This is a genomic window from Massilia sp. UYP34, from assembly GCF_056279385.1.
In genome coordinates, this window is record NZ_JBWBRF010000009.1 from 141,778 (window position 1) to 161,992 (window position 20,215).

Annotated in this window: 18 protein-coding genes; 8 read left to right on the forward strand and 10 right to left on the reverse strand. The window is 66.2% G+C overall.

Going from position 1 to position 20,215, the window contains the following annotated elements; all coding sequences use genetic code 11:
- The first annotated feature begins 217 nt into the window (after positions 1-217).
- Positions 218-1,156, forward strand: coding sequence for an exopolyphosphatase (locus ACZ9AQ_RS15650; protein WP_429204410.1), 939 nt, complete (start codon positions 218-220; stop codon positions 1,154-1,156).
- Between the two features lie 140 nt (positions 1,157-1,296).
- On the opposite strand, the gene ACZ9AQ_RS15655 is transcribed toward ACZ9AQ_RS15650, so the two are convergent.
- From ACZ9AQ_RS15655 to ACZ9AQ_RS15670, 4 genes are all read right to left on the reverse strand, one after another.
- A complete protein-coding gene (locus tag ACZ9AQ_RS15655; protein WP_429204411.1) occupies positions 1,297-3,456 on the reverse strand; it encodes a sensor domain-containing protein in 2,160 nt (719 codons plus the stop codon).
- 36 nt (positions 3,457-3,492) lie between these two features.
- Positions 3,493-3,648 carry a hypothetical protein gene (locus ACZ9AQ_RS15660; protein WP_429204413.1) on the reverse strand — a complete coding sequence of 52 codons (156 nt, stop codon included), beginning with the start codon at positions 3,646-3,648 and terminating at the stop codon, positions 3,493-3,495.
- Between the two features lie 94 nt (positions 3,649-3,742).
- Positions 3,743-4,648 carry a formate dehydrogenase accessory sulfurtransferase FdhD gene (gene fdhD, locus ACZ9AQ_RS15665; RefSeq protein WP_429204415.1) on the reverse strand — a complete coding sequence of 302 codons (906 nt, stop codon included), beginning with the start codon at positions 4,646-4,648 and terminating at the stop codon, positions 3,743-3,745.
- Positions 4,645-6,954, reverse strand: coding sequence for an FdhF/YdeP family oxidoreductase (locus tag ACZ9AQ_RS15670; protein WP_429204416.1), 2,310 nt, complete (start codon positions 6,952-6,954; stop codon positions 4,645-4,647). The genes fdhD and ACZ9AQ_RS15670 overlap by 4 nt, the downstream gene beginning before the upstream one ends.
- Positions 6,955-7,205: 251 nt before the next feature.
- Here ACZ9AQ_RS15670 and ACZ9AQ_RS15675 point away from each other — a divergent pair, with 251 nt between their 5' ends.
- Positions 7,206-8,753: a catalase gene (locus ACZ9AQ_RS15675; RefSeq protein ID WP_429204417.1), complete on the forward strand. Its 1,548-nt coding sequence runs from the start codon at positions 7,206-7,208 to the stop codon at positions 8,751-8,753.
- Between the two features lie 293 nt (positions 8,754-9,046).
- Here ACZ9AQ_RS15675 and ACZ9AQ_RS15680 read toward each other — a convergent pair whose 3' ends face one another.
- On the reverse strand, positions 9,047-10,315 hold the full coding sequence (locus ACZ9AQ_RS15680; RefSeq protein WP_429204419.1) for a nitronate monooxygenase: 1,269 nt from the start codon (positions 10,313-10,315) through the stop codon (positions 9,047-9,049).
- A 178-nt stretch (positions 10,316-10,493) separates the two neighbouring features.
- The gene (locus ACZ9AQ_RS15685) at positions 10,494-10,979 is read right to left on the reverse strand and encodes a YajQ family cyclic di-GMP-binding protein (protein ID WP_429204420.1); all 486 of its coding nucleotides are present in this window, start codon (positions 10,977-10,979) and stop codon (positions 10,494-10,496) included.
- A 142-nt stretch (positions 10,980-11,121) separates the two neighbouring features.
- On the opposite strand from ACZ9AQ_RS15685, the gene murB reads away from it, so the two are divergent.
- From murB to blaOXA, 6 genes are all read left to right on the forward strand, one after another.
- Positions 11,122-12,150 carry a UDP-N-acetylmuramate dehydrogenase gene (gene murB, locus ACZ9AQ_RS15690; RefSeq protein ID WP_429204422.1) on the forward strand — a complete coding sequence of 343 codons (1,029 nt, stop codon included), beginning with the start codon at positions 11,122-11,124 and terminating at the stop codon, positions 12,148-12,150.
- Positions 12,151-12,178: 28 nt separating this feature from the next.
- Entirely contained in the window at positions 12,179-12,886 is a 708-nt protein-coding gene (locus ACZ9AQ_RS15695) for an SDR family oxidoreductase (protein WP_429204424.1), read from the forward strand.
- A gap of 73 nt (positions 12,887-12,959) precedes the next feature.
- On the forward strand, positions 12,960-13,343 hold the full coding sequence (locus tag ACZ9AQ_RS15700; RefSeq protein WP_429204426.1) for a BlaI/MecI/CopY family transcriptional regulator: 384 nt from the start codon (positions 12,960-12,962) through the stop codon (positions 13,341-13,343).
- On the forward strand, positions 13,340-15,058 hold the full coding sequence (locus ACZ9AQ_RS15705) for a penicillin-binding transpeptidase domain-containing protein (protein ID WP_429204428.1): 1,719 nt from the start codon (positions 13,340-13,342) through the stop codon (positions 15,056-15,058). The genes ACZ9AQ_RS15700 and ACZ9AQ_RS15705 overlap by 4 nt, the downstream gene beginning before the upstream one ends.
- 21 nt (positions 15,059-15,079) lie before the next feature.
- The gene (bla, locus tag ACZ9AQ_RS15710; RefSeq protein ID WP_429204430.1) at positions 15,080-16,042 is read left to right on the forward strand and encodes a subclass B3 metallo-beta-lactamase; all 963 of its coding nucleotides are present in this window, start codon (positions 15,080-15,082) and stop codon (positions 16,040-16,042) included.
- Positions 15,936-16,664, forward strand: a complete 729-nt coding sequence (blaOXA, locus tag ACZ9AQ_RS15715) for a class D beta-lactamase (protein WP_429204457.1) — start codon at positions 15,936-15,938, stop codon at positions 16,662-16,664. Before bla ends, blaOXA begins: the two co-directional genes overlap by 107 nt.
- Before the next feature lie 6 nt (positions 16,665-16,670).
- Here blaOXA and ACZ9AQ_RS15720 read toward each other — a convergent pair whose 3' ends face one another.
- The 4 genes from ACZ9AQ_RS15720 to argF all read right to left on the reverse strand — a co-directional run bounded on the left by ACZ9AQ_RS15720 (position 16,671) and on the right by argF (position 20,010).
- Positions 16,671-17,213, reverse strand: coding sequence for a GIY-YIG nuclease family protein (locus tag ACZ9AQ_RS15720; RefSeq protein ID WP_429204432.1), 543 nt, complete (start codon positions 17,211-17,213; stop codon positions 16,671-16,673).
- Between the two features lie 69 nt (positions 17,214-17,282).
- Complete coding sequence (locus ACZ9AQ_RS15725; RefSeq protein WP_429204434.1) at positions 17,283-17,606, reverse strand: YkgJ family cysteine cluster protein; 324 nt, start codon at positions 17,604-17,606, stop codon at positions 17,283-17,285.
- Positions 17,607-17,741: 135 nt separating this feature from the next.
- A complete protein-coding gene (locus tag ACZ9AQ_RS15730) occupies positions 17,742-18,974 on the reverse strand; it encodes an argininosuccinate synthase (protein ID WP_429204435.1) in 1,233 nt (410 codons plus the stop codon).
- 112 nt (positions 18,975-19,086) lie between these two features.
- On the reverse strand, positions 19,087-20,010 hold the full coding sequence (gene argF / locus ACZ9AQ_RS15735) for an ornithine carbamoyltransferase (RefSeq protein ID WP_429204436.1): 924 nt from the start codon (positions 20,008-20,010) through the stop codon (positions 19,087-19,089).
- Positions 20,011-20,215: the final 205 nt, after the last annotated feature.

Sequence of the window (20,215 nt, forward strand, 5' to 3'; positions counted from 1 at the left end):
CGATGAGCGTTGGAATGATGCAACTCTAACGCGCCGGACGCATCAGGACCAGCCCCCTGCGACAGCCTGCAGGATTCGGGGAATGGACGGTGCACATGCGCTGGGAATGATCGAACTCAACAGCTACTAATTAGAAACATTGCAAGGTATGATGCTCTTCTCCGATGGCCGGGCCATGCCGGGACCAATCACAACCGACGACGAAAGGGTGTGCTAGATGTCCGCTATTCCCCACAAATTCCGCCTCGTGACCCGCAGCGATTTCGACGGCCTGGTCTGCGCCGTGCTGCTCAGGCATCTCGAACTGATCGACGACATCCTGTTCGTCCATCCCAAGGACATGCAGGACGGCAAGATCGTGATCACCGCCCGCGACATCACGACCAACCTGCCTTATGTCGCGGGCGCCCATCTGGTGTTCGACCACCACCTGTCGGAAACCATCCGCAACACCGGCCGCCGCGAGAACCACGTCATCCATCCCGATGCGCCGTCGGCGGCGCGCGTGGTGTACAACCACTACGGTGGCGCACGCACCTTCCCGGCCGCCTGGAACACCATGATGGCGGCGGTCGACAAGGGCGATTCGGCGCGTTTCACGCGCGAGGAGGTGCTCGACCCGCAAGGCTGGGACCTGCTCAATTTCTTGATGGACGCGCGCACCGGCCTCGGGCGCTTCCACGATTTCCGCATCTCGAACTACCAGCTCATGATGGACCTGATCGGCCATTGCGCCAGCCAGGACATCGACCACCTGATGGCGCTGCCGGACGTCGTCGAGCGCAGCACCCTGTACCGCGAGCACAGCGCGCGCTGCAAGGAGCAGATACGGCGCTGCGCGAAAGTCGAGGGCAACCTGGTGGTGCTCGACCTGCGGCAAGAGAGCGTGATCTATGCCGGCAACCGCTTCATCATCTATGCCCTGTTCCCCGAGACGAACATCTCGATCCACGTGCTGTGGGGCCTGAAGCAGCAGAACACCGTGTTTGCCACCGGGAAGTCGATCCTCAACCGCACCTCGAAGACGAATATCGGCGCGCTGATGCTGGAATATGGTGGAGGCGGGCACGAGAATGCCGGCACCTGCCAGGTGGACAATGAGCTGGCCGAAGAGGTGCTTGGCGCGTTGATCAAGCGCATCACCAGTGAAGGGTAGTTGACACGTCATTCCCGCGCAGGCGGGAATCCAGGTTTGCCGGCGTGTTCGCTACGGGGTGATTTACCGCTGCATACAGGCATTGGATTCCCGCCTTCGCGGGAATGACGTTCTGACGCTTCTCTCTGGCGTCCGCCGACCTAGGCCATATGCTGCCGCTGCGCCAGCAAATGCCGCGCGGCGTCGGCCGACAGCGGTTCGCTGAACCACTGGCCCTGCAACTGGTCGCAGCCGTGGGTGCGCAGGAACTCCACCTGCGCCTCGGTCTCGACCGCTTCGCCGACCACCGTGATGTCGAGGTTGCGGCCGATGTCGATCAGGGCCTTGGCCAGCGAGCCGCCGCCATGGTCGGCGATATTGTGCACCGCCACCCTCGACAGTTTGACCTGGCGCACCGACAGCTGCTGCAGGAAGGTCAGGTCGGAGATGCCGCGCCCGAACTGGTCGATCGACAGCATGGCGCCGACGTCACGCAACTGGGCGGCCAGGTCGCGGGCCAGTCCGGGATTCCTGATCAGGTCGGCCTCGGGAATTTCGATCTCGAGGGTACCGGGCGGCAGGCCGTAGCGCGACATGCGTTCGGCGATGCCGGCGATGAACGTGGGGCGGCTGTATTCGCGGTGCGACACGTTGACCGCGACCGGCAGCGCGGTATAGCCGGCATCGCGCAGCTCGCGCGCGAAGGCGCAGGCCCGGTCCAGCACCCGGTTGCCGATCTCGACGATCTGCCCGCTTTCCTCGGCCTCGGCCAGGAAGGACGCCGGCAGCATCACCCCGTGTTCGGGATGGCGCCAGCGTAGCAGCGCCTCGAAGCCGCGCACCTTGCCGCTGCGCGCGTCCATGCGCGGCTGGAACAGCAGGAACAACTGGTCGTCGTCGAGCGCGCTTTTCATGTTGCCGGCCAGGGTCGCGCGCGCCTCGCTGGCCGAGCGCATTTCGCTGGAATAGAAATGCAGGCCGCCACCGGTGCTCTTGGCCCGGTACATGGCCATGTCGGCCGCCCGCACCAGGTCGGCCGAGGTGCGGCCATCGTGCGGGAAGGCCGCCACGCCCAGGCTGGCGCCGACCGGGATTTCGCTGCCGCCGAAGGCCACCGGCATCACCAGGGCGCGGCGCACGCGTTCGACCATGCGCAGCGTGTAGCGCAGGCTGGGCTGCTCGACCAGCACCATCACGAACTCGTCGCCCGACATGCGCGCCACGGTGTCGCTGTCGCGCACGGTCGCCTGCAGGCGCCGCGCCACCATCTTCAGGACCGCGTCGCCGGCGTCGTGGCCGAAGGTGTCGTTGATGGTCTTGAAGTTGTCGAGGTCGATCAGCACGGCCGCCACCAGCGTCTGGTGGCGCTGGGCCAGGTGCAGCGCGTGGTCGAGCCGGTCCCACAGCAGCGTGCGGTTGGCCAGGCCCGTCAGGCTGTCGTGGTTGACCTCGTGTTCCAGGCGGTCGGCGCGCTCCTTGCTCGCGGTGACGTCGACCAGGATGCCGACGAAGTGGGTCACCTGGCCATTTTCGTCGTGCACCGGGGTGATGTGCAGGTCGTTCCAGAACAGTTCGCCGTTCTTGCGCAGGTTGCGCAGCACCACATGGACCGAGCGCTGCTCGTGCAGCGCCTGGCTCATGCGCCTGCGCTCGTCCTCGTCCAGCCCCGGCGCCGCCATGAAGCGCGGGTCGCGGCCGATGACCTCGTCGGCGGTGTAGCCGGTGATGCGTTCGAAGGCCGGGTTCACGTATTCGATCGGCTGGTCGGGGCTGCCGTTTCTGGCGATGATCACGCCGTTGCTGGCCGCGTCCAGGGCCCGCTTGTACAGGTTCAGCTGGCGCTCGTGCGCGCGGCGCTTGGCGATGTCGATACCCATGCCGAACAGGTACTGGCCGCCGTCGCAGTCGATGCGGGCGCCGCGCAGCAGGGCAGGGGTGACGCGTCCGCTGCGCGAGACGTAGTCGACTTCCATCTCGAGTTCGATATTTTCGTCGAACATGCGGCGCAGCTTGTCGGCGAATTCGGCCCGGTCGCTCACGTCGAGCATCTCGAACGCATTGGCCGTCGCCAGTTCTTCCGGCATCATTTCACAAACGCGCTCGAGGTTGTGGTTCCACATCAGCACGCGGCCTTTGCGGTCCAGGATGTAGAAGGTGCCCGGCAACAGGTCGACCACGTCCTTGAGCGCGGTGGCGCCGAGGCGTTCGGCATCGGGCAGGGCGTGGGCTGCCGGAATGACGTTGACGTGGTAGCCGCGTGCGGCGCCGCTCGCATCGCGCTGGGCCGTGAGCGTGATGCTGGCCGCGCGCCCCGCCCGCAACGCGAGCTCGGCGGCGCCGGCCTCGCGCAGCTCGGGCTAGGGCGCCGCGCCCAGCAACCTGGAGGCCTGGCGGCCGAGGGCATCCCCCGCCGCCAGGCCGAACAGCGCGGCGCACTGGGGTGACCAGGTGATGATCGTCCCTGCCTCATCAGCCAGGAAGCTGACTTGCTCGGAGGGGTCGAACGCTGACATGTCGGGCCGCCTTTCTCGCTTGCGCGCACGTGCCGCTGCGGCCCGCGCTTGCGTGAAGCCAGCTTACACCTGTTCCGAAATGACTTGGCAAACGTTACGAGCCATGCACGACGGCGCGTGGCGCCAGGCGCCATGGATGCGTGTAGACCACGTGGCGGCCGCCGCGCACGAAGCCGGCCAGGGTCAGTCCCGCGCGGTCCGCCAGCCGCACCGCCATCGCGGTCGGGGCCGAGATGGCGGCCAGCAGGCCCATGCCGGCGCGCGCCGCCTTCTGCACCATCTCGAAGCTGGCGCGGCTGGTGACGAGCGCACAGCCGCCGCCGGCATCGATGCCGGCGCGCGCCAGTGCCCCGACCAGCTTGTCGAGGGCGTTGTGGCGGCCCACGTCCTCGCGCACCAGCAGCAGGCGGCCGTCGCGGTCGGCCCAGCCGGCCGCATGCATGGCGCCGGTGGCCTGGTGCAGGCGCTGCCGGCCGGCCATGGCGGCCATGGCGCGCTGCAGCGCTTCCGGCGCGAACGAATCGCCCGCATCGCGGGCGTCGCCGGCGCGCGCGGCGCACGCGTCGGGCGGCTGGCGCTCGTCCGGCGCCGTCTCGCGTTCGAACCAGGCCAGGCTGTCGATGCCGCACAGGCCGCAGCCGGTCTTGCCGAGGCGTGCGCGCCGCGTCCCCTTCAGGCGCGCCATGGCGCCGGGGGCGATGTCGATGGCCAGCGCGATGCCGTGCGGGCCGGCCTCGGCCTCAACGCCGCGCACGTCGCGCGCCGAGCGGACGATGCGTTCGGACAGCGAGAAGCCGACGGCGAAGTCCTCGAGGTCTTGCGGAGACGCCAGCATCACGGCGTGGCTGATGCCGTTGTAGACCAGGGCCACCGGCACTTCCTCGGCCAGCAGTTCGCTTCCGTCTTCGTGCCGGCCGTCGCGCCAGCTTGTCGCCGGCACGCTGCTGGCAGGCGCGAATGCGGCATCGTCGGCCCCGGCAAGCGGCGCGCGCGCGTTCATGGCGTCGTCGCGGCGGCGCTGCGCTCGAGCAGCACGTCGATTGCCTTGGCCGCCGGCACCTTGCTTTCCTTGGCGTGATGCCACAGCGGAATCAAGGGATTGCACTCCGGGTAGTAGCCGGCGATGCAGCCGGGCGGCACGTCGTAGGGCACGATCTGCAGGCCGTCGACGCGGCGCTCGACGCCGTCGTCGGCGGCCGTGCGCAAGTCCACCAGGTCGCCCTGGCGCAACCCAAGGCGCGCCATGTCGGCCTCGCTCATGAACAGGACCATGCGGCTGCCGTGCACGCCGCGGAAACGGTCGTCATTACTGTAGATCGTGGTGTTGAACTGGCCGTCGCTGCGGATCGTGAACAGGCGCAGGACCCCGGCGCCGCCGTCCATGTCCGGATTGCCGGGCAGTTCGTCCGGCGCCGTGAATTCGGCCTTGCCGCTCCCGGTCTTCCAGATCCGTTCGGCCGCGCCGAGCGGCTTGCGAAAGCCCCCGGGCGTCCACATGCGCTCGTTGAAGTCGTGGAAGATCTCGGGATAGGTCGTGGCGATGGCGTCGCGGATCGTGGCGTAGTCGGCCACCCAGGCATCCCAGTCGACGCGCGGGTTCGGGTCGAGCGTGGCCTTGGCGATGCCGGCCACGATGGCCGGTTCGGACAGCAGGGTCGAGGCGGCCGGCTCGGCCATGCCGCGCGAGCCGTGCATGCACGAGGTGCTGTCCTCGACCGTCACGGCCTGCGCGCCCGAGCGCTGGCGGTCGATCTCGATCCGGCCCAGGCAGGGCAGCAGATACGCGGCTTTGCCGTGGATGACGTGATTGCGATTGAGCTTGGTGGCGACCTGCACCGTCAGCGGCAGTTCACGCCAGGCCGCTTCCATCAGGCGGGTTTCCGGCACCGCGCGCAGGAAGTTGCCGCCCAGGCCGATGAAGGCTTGCAGTTCGTGCTTGAGGATCGCGTCGCAGGCGTCGACCGTGGTCAATCCCTCGTCGCGCGGCGGCTCGAAACCGTACTGTTCCTTGAGTCGATCCAGCGGGGCGAGTTCGGGCTTTTCGGTGATGCCGACCGTGCGCTGGCCCTGCACGTTGGAGTGGCCGCGCACCGGGCAGATGCCGGCCCCCGGCTTGCCGATATTGCCGCGCAGCAGCAGCAAGTTGACCAGCATGGTCACGTTCTGCACGCCGTTGCGGTGCTGGGTCAGGCCCATGCCGTACACGCCCATCGCGGCGCCGGCCTTGCAATAGACCTCGGCCGCCTCTTCGAGCGCGGCGCGCGGCAGGCCCGATTCGCGCTCGATCGCGTCCCAGGCGCAGGCGCGCACGGCGCGCTCGAATTCCTCGAAGCCATGGGTGTGCTCCTGGATGAAGGCGACGTCGATCACGCGCTGCGCGCCGGCCGCCCTGGCGACGTCGTCGAACGCGAAGACGGCCTTGGACATGCCCATGATGGCGGCGGTGTCGCCGCCCGGCCTGACCTGGTGGTACTGGGTGCTGATCGCGGTCTCGTGCCCGGTCAGCATCTCGAACGGCGATTGCGGATTGGTGAAGCTCACCAGGCCGCGCTCGCGCAAGGGGTTGAAGGTGATGATCGGCACGTCGCGCCCGCGCGCTTCCTGCAGCTGGTGCAGCATGCGCGGGCTGTTCACGCCCACGTTCTGGCCGAAGAACAGGATGCAGTCGGTGTGCTTGAAGTCGTTCAGCCCCACCGTGCCCACGCCGACCCCGATGGTCTTTTGCAGGCCGACCGAGGTGCTCTCGTGGCACATGTTCGAGCTGTCCGGCAGGTTGTTGTTGCCGTACATGCGCGCCAGCAACTGGTACATGTACGCGGTCTCCAGCGAGGCGCGGCCCGAGGCATAGAACACCACCTTGCTGCGCTCGCAGGCGCGCAACCGGGCGCCGATCTCGGCGAACGCCACCTCCCAGTCGACCGGGCGGTATTTGTCGCTGGCAGGGTCGTAGCGCAGCGGCGCCGTCAGGCGGCCGTGGTCTTCCAGCGCGTGGTCGCTCCAGCTTTCCAGTTCGGTGAGCGTATGGCGCTCGAAGAATTCCGGTCCGATCGCCTTGCTCGTGGTTTCCCAGGCGGTGGCCTTGGCGCCGCTGGAACAGAACTCGAAAGGATGCGGGTCGGCCGGCTTGGCCCAGGCGCAGCTGACGCAGGCATAGCCGTCGGGCTTGTTCTGCTTGAGCAACAGGCGCGCGTCCTTCAGCACCACGTTCTGGCCGGTCAGGGCTTTCTTGACGTCGTCCACCGAGCCCCAGCCGCCGGCAGGCATGGTGGCGGGTTCGACGCGGACGGGTTTGTGTTGCTGGCTCATCGGGCTCTCCCTGCTGGTGGAGGGTCTACCGTAGCTTCCACGCCACCGGCTTTTCGGTGCGTCCGCGCACATTGACAGGGAATCATGAACAAATCACGGGTCATTCCGAGGGCGGCAGGCGTCGGTGATGCGCTACCTGTCATCCGTCATTAGTGAAATACCTATGATCACAATAAAAATAATTCATTTCATAAACGTCATACTCATCTATAAGCTACCTATCTCTACATTAACTTAAATAGGTTTTGACTATGAGCTACGCCTTACCTTCTGCCGGGCGCCTGGCCCTGTGCGCATTGACGTTGTCGGCCGGGGCCATGGCCCTGGCACAGGGTGCTTACGCCCAGACGCTGACCAAGGACAATGGCGCCCCGGTTGGCGACAACCAGAACAGCCAGACCGCCGGCCCTGGTGGTCCGACCCTGCTGCAGGACGTGCATCTGATCCAGAAGCTGCAGCGCTTCGACCGCGAGCGCATCCCGGAACGCGTGGTGCACGCGACCGGCACCGGCGCCCACGGCAGCTTCGTCGTCACCGACGACTTGTCCGACCTGACCCGCGCCAAGATGTTCAAGCGCGATACCGTGACCCCGGTGTTCGTGCGCTTCTCGACCGTGATCCCGAGCCGCTCAGGCGCGGAAACCGCGCGCGATCCGCGCGGCTTCGCCACCAAGTTCTATACCCAGGAAGGCAACTGGGACCTGGTCGGCAACAACCTGCCGATCTTCTTCATCCGCGACGCGATCAAGTTCCCGGACATGATCCACGCGCTGAAACCGGACCCGGTCACCAATGTGCAGGAGCCGGAACGCGTGTTCGACTTCTTCTCGCACATTCCCGAGTCGACCGCCATGCTGACCCGCGTGTATTCGAACTACGGCACGCCGGCCAACTACCGCCAGATGGACGGCAGCAGCGTGCATGCGCTCAAGCTGGTCAATGCCAAGGGCGAGTATGTGTACGCCAAGTTCGCCTGGAAAACGAAGCAGGGCGAGCGCAACCTGCGTCCGCATGAGATCCCGCTGGTGCAGGGCAAGAGCACGTCGCACGCCACCGTCGACCTGTACGAGTCGATCAAGGCCGGCAAGTTCCCGCGCTGGGACCTGACCGTGCAGGTGCTCAAGCCGCAAGACCTGGACAAGTTCGACTTCGATCCACTGGATGCGACCAAGATCTGGCCTGGCATCCCGGAGCGCAAGGTCGGCACCATGACCCTGGACCGCGTGCCTGACAACTTCTTCGAAGCAACCGAGCAAGTCGCGCTGGCGCCGGGCAACCTGGTCCCGGGCATCGAGCCGTCGGAAGACCGCATGCTGCAGGGCCGCCTGTTCTCGTACATCGACACCCAGCACCACCGCCTCGGCGCGAACTTCCAGTCGCTGCCGATCAACAAGCCGCTGGTGCCGGTGCGTAACCACCAGCAAGATGGCCAGGGCAATATCGATGGTCGCAAGGGCAGCGTGAACTACCAGCCAAGCCGCCTGGCGCCGCTGGTCGAGGATCCGAACGCACGCTCGAGCAACCTGCCGCTGACCGGCACCACCCAGCAGCAGCGCATCGCCAAGACGCTCAACTTCCGCCAGGCCGGCGAGTTCTACCGCTCGCTGAGCAGCCAGGATCGTGACGACCTGATCGCCAACCTGTCGGGCGACCTGAAGCGTGTGCAGAACGTCGAGACCCGCGAGACCATGCTGTCGCACTTCTGGAAGGCGGACGCCGACTACGGCAAGCGCCTGGTGAAGGCGGTGGGCGGCGATGCGGCGAAGATCGCAGCACTGGCCGCGCAACTGAAGGAGTAATGGAATAGCACCGCGCCGCACGGAGCAGGTGACGGCGTGGTGCCGGTAAGCCGTAACGACAAGCGCATAACAAAAAGCCACGGCAATGCCGTGGCTTTTTGCATGGGAAAGGAACGTCGGGCGGACGGGTCTTTCGTCCACGCGTCCAGTCTATTGCGCTCTCTGGTGTTCGCGCGACCTCGCGCTTGCGCCGGCTGAACGCGTAGGCGGCGAGTCGCCCACGTTACGGTTGTATGCAGGGCAAAAAAAAAGCCACGGCAATACCGTGGCTCGCGTCGATACAAAAGAGTGGCTTACGCGGCAGCGACTTCCTGCTTCACCGGCAGCGCGATCTCGTTGTTCGTGCTGAACTGGTAATCCTTGAACACGTGTTCCGCGCTCAGGATCTGGTAGTTGCCGTCGGCCAGCAGATGCGTGGTGTCCTTCAGGCGGTAGGTGTAGTGGCCGCAGGTCCAGCAATTGAAGTTGCGCATGTGCGTGCACAGGCAGGTCTTGTCCATCACCGAGACCTTCTTCTGGTCCGGATGGGCCTGCACCTCGCGGTTGTACGAATTGATATAGGCGCAGTTGCCGGTGGCGTCGAGCAGGTAGCCGTAGGATTCGCAGCCGGGACGGATGCCGGAGCCGATCGCCGGCGTGTTCTTGAGCATGCGCATCGGATAGCCGGTCGGCGACACGCCGTTGACTTCGATGTCGTCTTCGTTGGCGCGGAAGTATTCCTGCTTGACGTTGTCCGGCAGGCCGCATTCGTGGGTGACGGTGAAGCGGGTCGCCACCTGCACGCCGCCCGCGCCTTTTTCCAGGAAGCCGGCCGCATCGGAGCCGGTAAATACGCCACCGGCGGCGATCACCGGGATGCCCAGTTGCTCGGCCTGCATGAAGGCGAGCACCTCGTCCATGATCGTGTGCAGGTCGTACTGCTTCCAGTCGTCGAGACCGAAGCCCAGGTGGCCGCCGGCCAGCGGGCCTTCGACGATGACGAAGTCGGGCTTGCGGTCCAGGCGCGAAACTTTCTTGAGGAACAGCTGCAGCGCGCGCACCGACGATACGATGATGCCCAGGTGGGCGTCGCGGAAGCGCGGGTGGTCCTTGATCAGCTCGAACGAACCCAGGTGCAGGCCGGCCGACAGGGTGATGCCGTCGATGCCGGCGTCCAGCGCCGAGGCCAGGCGCACGCGCAGGGTGTCCTTCGGCGCGTTCATGGTCAGCTTTTCCATGCAATTGACGTAGATAAGGCCATCGCCTTTCTTCGCTTCCATGGTCGCGCCGACGTGGCGACGGGTCGCCTCGGCCAGGTGATCCAGGTCGAACTGGACCACCGCCTTGTTCATGTTGTTGATGTTGAACTTGTAGGTCTTCGTCTTGTCTTTAACGAAGGTGGTGTCGAACTTGCGGTCGGACACGTCCTGGGACATGGCGTCGGAGATATGACCGATGCCGCCGAGGCGGGCCGCTTCCAGGGCCAACTCGGACGTCGAAATGTCCACGCCCATTCCGCCGATCATGATGGGCACATATTCCTTGTTGCCCATACGCAGGCGGAAATCATCAACACGTTTCATTGCTATCCTTAGACTACCTAATCTGCCCGGGGTTGCGGCGGCGCGCAACGTCGTAGGAAATGCGCACGAATTCGCACGCGCCATTCTACTCTAAGCGGGCAAGGCGCCGCGAAACATGTCCGCGCGCGCGTTGCTCTCAAGCCGGGCATGCCGGCCACATGCGACTCAATCGTGAAAATCAGTCGCGGAAATTATTGAACGCCAGCGGCAGGTCTTGCACGTCCTTGCGCAGCATCGCCATCGCCGTCTGCAGGTCGTCGCGCTTGGCGCCGGTGATGCGCACCGATTCGCCCTGGATGCTGGCCTGCACCTTCATCTTGCTTTCCTTGACCAGCTTGGTGATCTTTTTCGCGTCTTCGGTCTCGATGCCGTTACGCACCTTGATCACCTGCTTGACCTTGTCGCCGCCGATCTTCTCGACTTTGCCTTCGTCAAGGAAACGCACGTCGACCTTGCGCTTCGACATCTTGTTGATGAGCACGTCCTTGACCTGGCTGAGCTGGAAATCGGAATCGGCGAGCAGGGTCAGTTCGCGCTCTTTTTGTTCGACATTGGCCGAGCTGCCCTTGAAGTCGAAACGGGTCGTGATTTCCTTGTTCGATTGCTCGACCGCGTTCTTGACTTCGACCATGTCTGCTTCGCAGACGACATCAAACGATGGCATGGAGTGTCCTTTTTTGATAAAGCTTTAGATGAATCCCTCTATTTTAGCGGACAACGGCCCGGATCGCGACCGTTTTGCCAGCCTGGAAAGTCGGGAGTGCGCGAACCACTATAATGAAACGACATTTTCTACCCCGACCGTCATGCATCCAGACCTGCTCATCGTCCACGACCAGCCGCTCGCCGGCCTGAATACCTTCCGCATTCCCGCCACGGCCCGCCACTACCTGCGCGTCACCGGCGCCGGGCAACTGGCGGCGGTACGCGCCGATCCCGCGCTCGCCCAACTGCCGCGCCTGGTGCTGGGCGGCGGCAGCAACCTGTTGTTCACCCGGGACTTCGACGGGCTGGTGCTGCACATGGCGGGCCAGGGGAGGGAGATCCTGGGCGAGCAGGATGGCAAAGTGCTGGTGCGCGCCCAGGCCGGAGAAAACTGGCATGCCTTCGTGCAGTACACGCTGGAGCAGGGCCTGGGCGGGCTGGAAAACCTGTCCCTGATCCCCGGCACGGTGGGCGCCGCGCCCATCCAGAACGTGGGGGCGTACGGCGTCGAAACCAAGGACGTGTTCCACAGCCTGACGGCCTACGACATGGCCAGCGGAGCGTTGCGCACGCTGGACGCCGCCGCCTGTCGTTTCGGCTACCGCGACAGCATTTTCAAGCACGCCGAAGGGCGCGACCTCATCGTGCTGGACGTCACCTTCGCCCTGCCGGCGGCCTGGCGGCCGAACCTGCGCTATGCCGAGCTGGCCAACGCGGTGCAGGAAGCGACGCCGGCGGCGCCGACGCCGCGCGACATCGGCGCCATCGTGGAGGCGATCCGCCGCCGCAAGTTGCCCGATCCGCTCGACATCGGCAATGCCGGCAGCTTCTTCAAGAACCCGGTGGTGTCGAACGAAGCATGCCGGCGCCTGCTTGAAATGTATCCGAACCTCGTCCACCATGCCCAGCCGGACGGCAGCGAAAAGCTGGCCGCGGGCTGGCTCATCGACCAGTGCGGCTGGAAAGGAAAGCATATCGGCCCGGCCGGTGTTTACCACAAGCAGGCCCTGGTCCTGGTCAACCTGGGCGGCGCGACGGGGACCGACGTGGTGCGCCTGGCCCAGGCCATCCAGTCCGACGTGGCGGCCCGCTACGGCGTGGCGCTGGAACCCGAACCCGTATTCATTTGAGGACGTATTCATAGATAAGGACTACAGCATGAAGAAGGCAATCGTCACCGGCCACACCCGCGGCCTCGGCGCCGCGATCGCGGCCGACCTGCAGGCGCGCGGGATCGCCGTGCTGGGCCTGGCGCGCGCACGCTCGCCACTGGCCGGCATCGAACAGATCGCGCTCGACCTGGCCGATCCGGCCGCCTTGCAAGCCTGGCTCGCAGGCGCCGCGCTGCGCGATTTTCTCCACGACGCGGACGAAGCGCTGTTGGTGAACAATGCCGGCGTCGTCACGCCGGTCGGCCCGCTTGCCGCGCAGGACCCGGCAGAGGTGCTGCGCGCCGTGTCGCTCAACGTCGGGGCGCCGCTGGCGCTGGCCGCCGCCTTCGTGCGGGCCGCGCCACAGGCCCGGCGGCGCATCCTGCACGTGTCGAGCGGGGCGGCGCGCAACGCCTATCCCGGCTGGGCCGTGTACTGCGCGACCAAGGCGGCGCTCGACCAGCATGCGCGCGCGGTGCTGCTCGATGGCGACGTGGGCGTGCGCGCCTGCAGCCTGGCGCCGGGCGTGATCGACACCGATATGCAGGCCGCGATCCGCGCCACGCCGGATGCCGATTTCCCGATGCGCGAGCGCTTCGTGGCGCTGAAGGAGGGCGGCGCGCTCGATTCGCCCGCGGCCTGCGCGCAGAAGCTGGTCGACTACCTGCTGGCGCCGGGCTTCGGCAGCGAACCGGTCGACGATTTGCGGACTTGATCGACATGCCCGTTGACAGCCGTGCGACGTTTGTCGCATCATTGCGTCCATCGTCGCATGATGGAGTTGTCCCATGGCTGTCCCCTCGATCTCCGAACTGAGCCTGCTCAAAGCCCTGTGGCGCCGGCAGCCGCTGAGCGCCCGCGAAATCCACGACGCCGTGGCCGGGGAACTGGCGTGGTCGTATTCGTCGACCCGCAAGACGCTCGAACGCATGCTCGAGAAGAAGATGGTGCGCCAGGAGCTGCGCCATGGCGTGCAGGTGTACGAGGCGGTGAGCGACAAGGTCGACACCCTGGCCGCCTTCGCCCATGATTTCGGCCGGCGCGTGATGGAGATCGACACGCCGCTGCCCGTCAATATGTTCACCGGCAGCAAGCTGGTCGACGACGCCGAACTGGCGCGCCTGGAGCAGCTGCTCAACGACTGGCCCGATGACCAGGATGGCGCTCCATGAACGCGCTCGACCAGCTCGCCATCCGCTTCCTGTTCGCCAGCGCCGGCTGCGTGGCGGCCGGGCTGGCGGTATGGGGCGCGGCCTGGCTGGCGCGGCGTGCGCTGCCGGCGCTGGCCATGCAGCGCTCGACCTGGCTGCTGGGGCAGGCCGCGATCGCGGCCACCTTCCTGCTGCTGCTCGCGCCGCCGGCGCAGCAGGCGCCGATGCACCCGGTGTTCGAAGTCGACGTGAGCGCGGCGGCGATGCCGGCCGCGCTCGCGCAGTCCGGCCTCGCCGCCGGCGTGCCGGCCTCCATCGTGGATCAGCGCTCGTGGCTCGCGTGGCTGGCCTGGGCCTGGGCGTCGGCCTATGCCTGCGGCCTGGCCTGGATGCTCGGCCGGCTGTGGCGCGGCCAGCGCACCGTGCATCGGCTGCTGCGCCATGGGACGCCCCAGGCGCATCCGGCGTACCCAGCCGTCGTTGAAGTCGACGCCCCGATCCCACCCATGCTGGTCGGCCCCTTCAGGCCACGCCTGCTGCTGCCGCGGGGCTTGCGCGACATCGATCCGCTGCAGCGCGAGCTGATCGTGGCCCACGAGCTGACGCACTGGCGCCGCGGCGACCTGTGGTGGCTGACGGTGGGCGCCGCGCTGCAGGCGCTGTGCTGGTTCAATCCCGCCATGCGCCTGTTGCGCGACCGACTCGCCTGGGCGCAGGAACTCGGGTGCGACCGCGACGTGCTGCGCGGCCGGCCGCCGTTCGAGCGCCGCGCCTACGCCGCCGCCCTGGTCGCGCAGCTGCGCCTGCAGCACCATGCGCACCGTGGCATGAGGGGCGCCCTGGCGTTCGGCGGCGTCACCCCCGATACGCTGGCGGCCCGGGTAGAACTGATCCGCACGCCCGGCGCGGCGCGGCACGCGGCCTGGGCCCGCGGCGCGGGCTTCGCGACCCTGGCGCTGGCCTTCGGCGGCAACCTGGCGCTGCAGCCGGCGCTGGCCTGGAGCGGCCAGCCGGCCAGGCTCGATTGCACCCTGATGCTGGACGCCGCGAGCGGCGCGCCCCTGGTCGAGCAGGGCGATTGCGACGTGCGCGCCACGCCGGCCTCCACCTTCAATATCGCGGTCAGCCTGGCCGGCTATGACGCCGGCATCCTGGCCGACGCCCGCACCCCGGCGCTGCCGTTCAAGCCAGGCTATATCGACTGGTTGCCGGCCTGGCGCACCACCACCGACCCGACCAGCTGGATCCGCAACTCGACCGTGTGGTATGCGCAGCAGGTCACGACGCGCCTCGGGCTGGAAGGCCTGCAGTCGTACATGGAGCGCTTTGATTACGGCAACCGGGACCTGTCGGGCGGCGTCGCCGCTGCCTGGATCGGTTCTTCGCTGCAGATTTCGGCGCAGGAGCAGGCGGCCTTCCTGCGCAGGATCGTCAACCGCGAGCTGGGCTTGACGCCGCACGCCTACGACATGACGCAGACGCTGTTGCGGCTGCCCGCGCTGCCGAACGGCTGGGACGTGTACGCCAAGACCGGCACCGCCGTGCTGGAGCCGCCCACGGGCGCGCAAGATCCGCCGCGTTGCTATGGCTGGTTCGTCGGCTGGGCCAGCAAGGATGGCCGCACGATCGTGTTCGCGCGCCTGACCCTCGACCGGCAGCACCCGCAGCGCGCGGCCGGACCGCTATTGAAAGAAGCCTTCCTGCGCGAACTGCCGGCACGGCTGGACGCGCTCTGACCCCACCCTGAGGAACACTTCATGAAGATCACAAGCCTGGCCTTGGCCGCGGCGGGACTCGTTGCGTGCATGCCGTTCGCATCCGCCGGCGGCTGGAACACGCCGCAGGAACCGTTCGACCTGTCGAGCGACAGCTATTACGTCGGCACGCGCGGCCTGAGTTCGGTCCTGATCACGTCGAAGCAGGGCCACATCCTGATCGACGGCGCGAGTCCGGGCGCGGCCAGCCAGATCGCGGCCAACGTCCGCAAGCTCGGTTTCAAGGTCGAGGACATCCGCATCATCCTCAATTCGCACGAGCACGTCGACCACGCGGGCGGCATTGCCGAGCTGCAGCAGCTGTCCGGCGCCGAGGTCAGGGCCACGCCGGCCGCGGCGCCGGTCCTGCGTTCCGGCAAAGCCAGTCGCGGCGATCCACAATATGCCAGCCTGCTCGAACTCGACATGGCGGCGGTCGCCAAGGTCGGCGTCGTGCGCGACGGCGAGACGGTCAGGGTCGGCCCGCTGGCCGTCACCCTGCATGCGACGCCCGGCCACACGCAGGGCGGCTCGACCTGGACCTGGGCATCGAACGATGGCGGCAAGCGCCTGAACATGGTGTACGCCGACAGCCTGAACGCCATCGGCGCCGGGGCCTTCCGCTACAGCGGCGACCCGGCCTATCCGAACGCGCGCAGCGATATCGAGCGCTCGATCGCGACCGTCGCGGCGCTGCCGTGCGACGTGCTGGTCTCGGCGCACCCGGAAGGCAGCGACTTGTGGCGGCGCCACGCTCGGCAACGCGGCCTTCGTCGACAGGGCCGCCTGCCGCGCCTACGCCGACAAGGGCCGCGCGCAGTTGGCGAAGACGCTGGCGACGGAAGCGAAGACGCCGGCCATCGTCTGGCGCGACGACGCCAGGATTACCGAGATGTTCGACCAGGCGGGCGTGACCGGCACCTTCGTCGTGCACGACGTCGCCGCCAACGTCTACACCGGGCATGACCGCCAGCGCGCCGCCGTGCGCTACGTCCCGGCGTCGACCTACAAGATTCCCAATTCGCTGATCGGCCTGGCCACCGGCGCCGTGTCCAGCGTCGACGACGTGCTGCCCTATGGCGGTGGGCCGACCTACCTGCCGCAATGGGCCAGGGACATGCCGCTGCGCGAGGCGATCAGGGTGTCGAACGTCCCGGTGTACAAGGAGCTGGCGCGCCGCATCGGCATGGCGCGCATGCGCGAAGGCCTGCGCCGGCTCGACTACGGCAATATGGAGACAGGTTCGGTCATCGACGCCTTCTGGCTGGACGGGCCATTGAAGATCAGCGCGCTCGAGCAGACCCGCTTCCTGGGCCGGCTGGCGCAGGGCAAGCTGCCGTTCCCGAAAGCCGCGCTGGCGGCGGTGCGCGAGATCGTGCGCCAGGAGGACAACCCGAATCTGTACGCCAAGACCGGCTGGTACATGCCCGACGACCGCAATAACCAGATCGGGTGGTGGGTCGGCTGGGTCGAGAAAGAGGGCAACGTGTATGCGTTCGCCCTGAACGTCGATATTACCGACGAGGCCGCGGCCGCCAGTCGGGTGCCGCTCGGGAAGGCGGCCCTGCAGTCGTTGGGGTTGTTGTAGACCTTCCTAGCCACATATCGAGGCGTACAGGTCGTGCCAGGCCGGGTTGGTGGACTGGATCAGGTTGATTTTCCAGTCGCGGTTCCAGCGCTTGAGCTGTTTTTCGCGCAGGATGGCTTGGGTGATGTCGGTGTGGATTTCGTACCAGACGAGGCGTTTGACGTTGTACCGATTCGTGAAGCTGGCTACTGCGGCTTCCCGATGCTGCCATACGCGTTTGATGAGGTCGGAGGTGACGCCGATATAGAGCGTGCCGTAGGGGCGGCTGGCCAGGATATAGACGTAGGAAGGTTTGTCCATGCGAGCAGCCTGCGCTGGATGGCGTGGAATGGGATTGTGGCGACTCAAGGAAACTTGGGTTCCCGCCTTCGCGGGAACGACGTGCTCCGTTGCGTGGCCGGAGTCGTGCCGTGAAGGCGCCACGATCAGCCTCAACGTCGTTCCCGCGCAGGCGGGAACCCAAGTTCGCACGCGCACCACGATCAGCCTCAATGTCGTTCCCGCGCAGGCGGGAACCCAAGTTCGCACGCACACCACGATCAGCCTCAATGTCGTTCCCGCGCAGGCGGGAACCCAAGTTCGCGCGCACACCGCCCCCGCCAACGACCATCCAGGCCATCACGTCACGCCCCCGATCACTCCCAACCCATGCCGCTCACGCGCCGCATTACACTTGGTATCTCCGATCTGGACCTCCCGGCATGCCGACGGCCGCTGCGCATACACGCCGCAAGCCATCGGTCCTGCATCGCCCGTTGCCAGGGCGACGCAGTAGGGGCGGGACGCATTGGTGCCCTTCATGCACGCGATATGCGGCGTGACCTGTTCGGTCATGGCGTCGGGCAGCCCGAGGTCGAGGGCTTCGGCCCAGTAGAAGGACACGCGGTAGCTCTTGCAACACGCTCCGCAGCTCAGGCAGGCAGGGACGTCGTCGGCGCTCATGGTGGCCAATTCTAGCGCGGACGCGGGACGAAAAAAAGCCGCCCGAAGGCGGCTTTCCGATCGGTTCGACACCGGCTGCGAAGCCGGTTCCGTCAGCCCTTGTTGGTCACCTTATTGGTCACCTTGCTGGCCGCCTTATTGGCCGCGCTTGGCGCGCGCCTTGGCCGCGATCCGCATGCGCAGCGCGTTGAGCTTGATGAAGCCGCCCGCATCCGCCTGGTTGTAGGCGCCGCCGTCTTCGTCGAAGGTGGCGATGTTCATGTCGAACAGCGAATCGGTCTTCGAATCGCGCGACACGACGATCACATTGCCCTTGTACAGCTTGATGCGCACCCAGCCGTTCACGGTCTGCTGGGTGTGGTCGATCAGGGTCTGCAGCGCGACGCGTTCCGGCGCCCACCAGTAGCCGTTATAGATCATGCTGGCGTAGCGCGGCATCAGGTCGTCCTTCAGGTGCGCCACTTCGCGGTCCAGCGTGATCGATTCGATCGCGCGGTGCGCGCGCAGCATGATGGTGCCGCCCGGGGTTTCGTAGCAGCCGCGCGACTTCATGCCGACGTAGCGGTTTTCCACCAGGTCCAGGCGGCCGATGCCGTGCTTGCCGCCCAGGCGGTTCAGCTCGGTCAGGACGGCGGCCGGCGACAGGCGCTTGCCGTTCAGGCCGACGATGTCGCCCTTTTCGTATTCGATGTCCAGGTACTCGGCTTCGTCCGGTGCCGCTTCGGGCGACACGGTCCAGCGCCACATCGATTCCTCGGCTTCGGCGCTCGGGTTTTCCAGATGCCGGCCTTCGAAACTGATGTGCAGCAGGTTGGCGTCCATCGAGTACGGCGCGCCGCCGTTCTTGTGCTTCATGTCGACCGCGATGCCGGCGTCTTCCGCGTACTTCAGCAGCTTTTCGCGCGACAGCAGGTCCCATTCGCGCCATGGCGCGATGATCTTGACGTCGGGTTTCAGCGCATAGGCGCCCAGCTCGAAGCGCACCTGGTCGTTGCCCTTGCCGGTCGCGCCGTGCGAGACGGCGTCGGCGCCGGTCTCGTTGGCGATCTCGATCAGGCGCTTGGCGATCAGCGGACGCGCGATCGAGGTGCCCAGCAGGTATTCGCCTTCGTAGACGGTGTTGGCGCGGAACATCGGGAACACGAAGTCGCGCACGAACTCCTCGCGCACGTCGTCGATGTAGATGTTTTCCGGCTTGATGCCGAACTTCAGCGCCTTGGCGCGCGCCGGTTCCAGTTCCTCACCCTGGCCGAGGTCGGCGGTAAAGGTGACGATTTCGCAGTTGTAATGATCCTGCAGCCATTTCAGGATGACGGAGGTGTCGAGACCGCCGGAATAGGCAAGGACTACTTTCTTGATGTCGCTCATGGGAGTTCCAGTGATGGAGGGATAGTAGGGGAGGTATGGTCAGCTGGCGCGCAAATTCATCCTGCCATTACAACAGGATGAATGGCCAACGATCAAGCTTCAGGCGTAAAAATCAATCTTCGATACGACCGAGCAGCAGGTACTCGATCAGGGCTTTTTGCACGTGCAGGCGGTTCTCGGCTTCGTCCCAGACCACCGATTGCGGGCCGTCGATGACGCCGGCCGAGACTTCCTCGCCGCGGTGCGCGGGCAGGCAGTGCATGAACAGGGCGTCGCTGGCCGCGCGCGCCATCTTGGCTTCGTCGACGATGAAGCCGTCGAAGGCTTTCAGGCGCTCCGCGTTTTCCTTCTCGTAGCCCATGCTGGTCCAGACGTCGGTAGTGACCAGGTGGGCGCCCTGGCAGGCGTCCGCCGGATCGTCGAACAGGGTGTAGCGCTGGGTGTTGACCAGGCTTGGGTCCAGTTCGTAGCCCTTCGGCGTCGAGACGTTCAGGTGGAAGCCGAACACCTCGGCTGCCTGCAGCCACGAGTACAGCATATTGTTGGCGTCGCCGATCCAGGCCACCGTCTTGCCCGCGATCGAGCCACGGTGCTCCCAGAAGGTGAACACGTCGGCCAGCACCTGGCAGGGATGGTGTTCGTTGGTCAAACCATTGATGACCGGGACGCGCGAATTGGCGGCGAAGCGGTCGATGATGTCCTGGCCAAAGGTGCGCACCATGATGATGTCGCACATGCGGCTCATCACCTGGCCGGCGTCTTCGACCGGCTCGCCGCGGCCCAGCTGGCTGTCGCGGGTGTTCAGGTAGATGGCGGCGCCGCCCAACTGGTGCATGCCGGCCTCGAACGACAGGCGGGTACGGGTCGAGCTCTTTTCGAACACCATCACCAGGGTGCGGTCGACCAGCGGGTGGTAGACCTCATAGGCCTTGAACTTGCGCTTGATGATCGCCGCGCGCTTGATGACGTATTCGAACTCGTCGCGCGTGAAGTCGGAGAATTGCAGGAAGTGCTTGATCGGAGTGGTGCCTGGCATAATGGGTCAACTCGAATGTTATCCCTTGAATTATAAGGGGTTTCTCTTTTCGTTAGGGAAAGTATAGTCTCCAGGGACGCACGGATCTATTCTGGCGGATGGGATTGGCAACATAACAATGCGTCCGGCAAGGCCTCGCCGGCCGCGCGCCAATCGCAGCCATACCGCGTGGCATGGCGAGGATTTGCAACGCAGCAGGGCATTT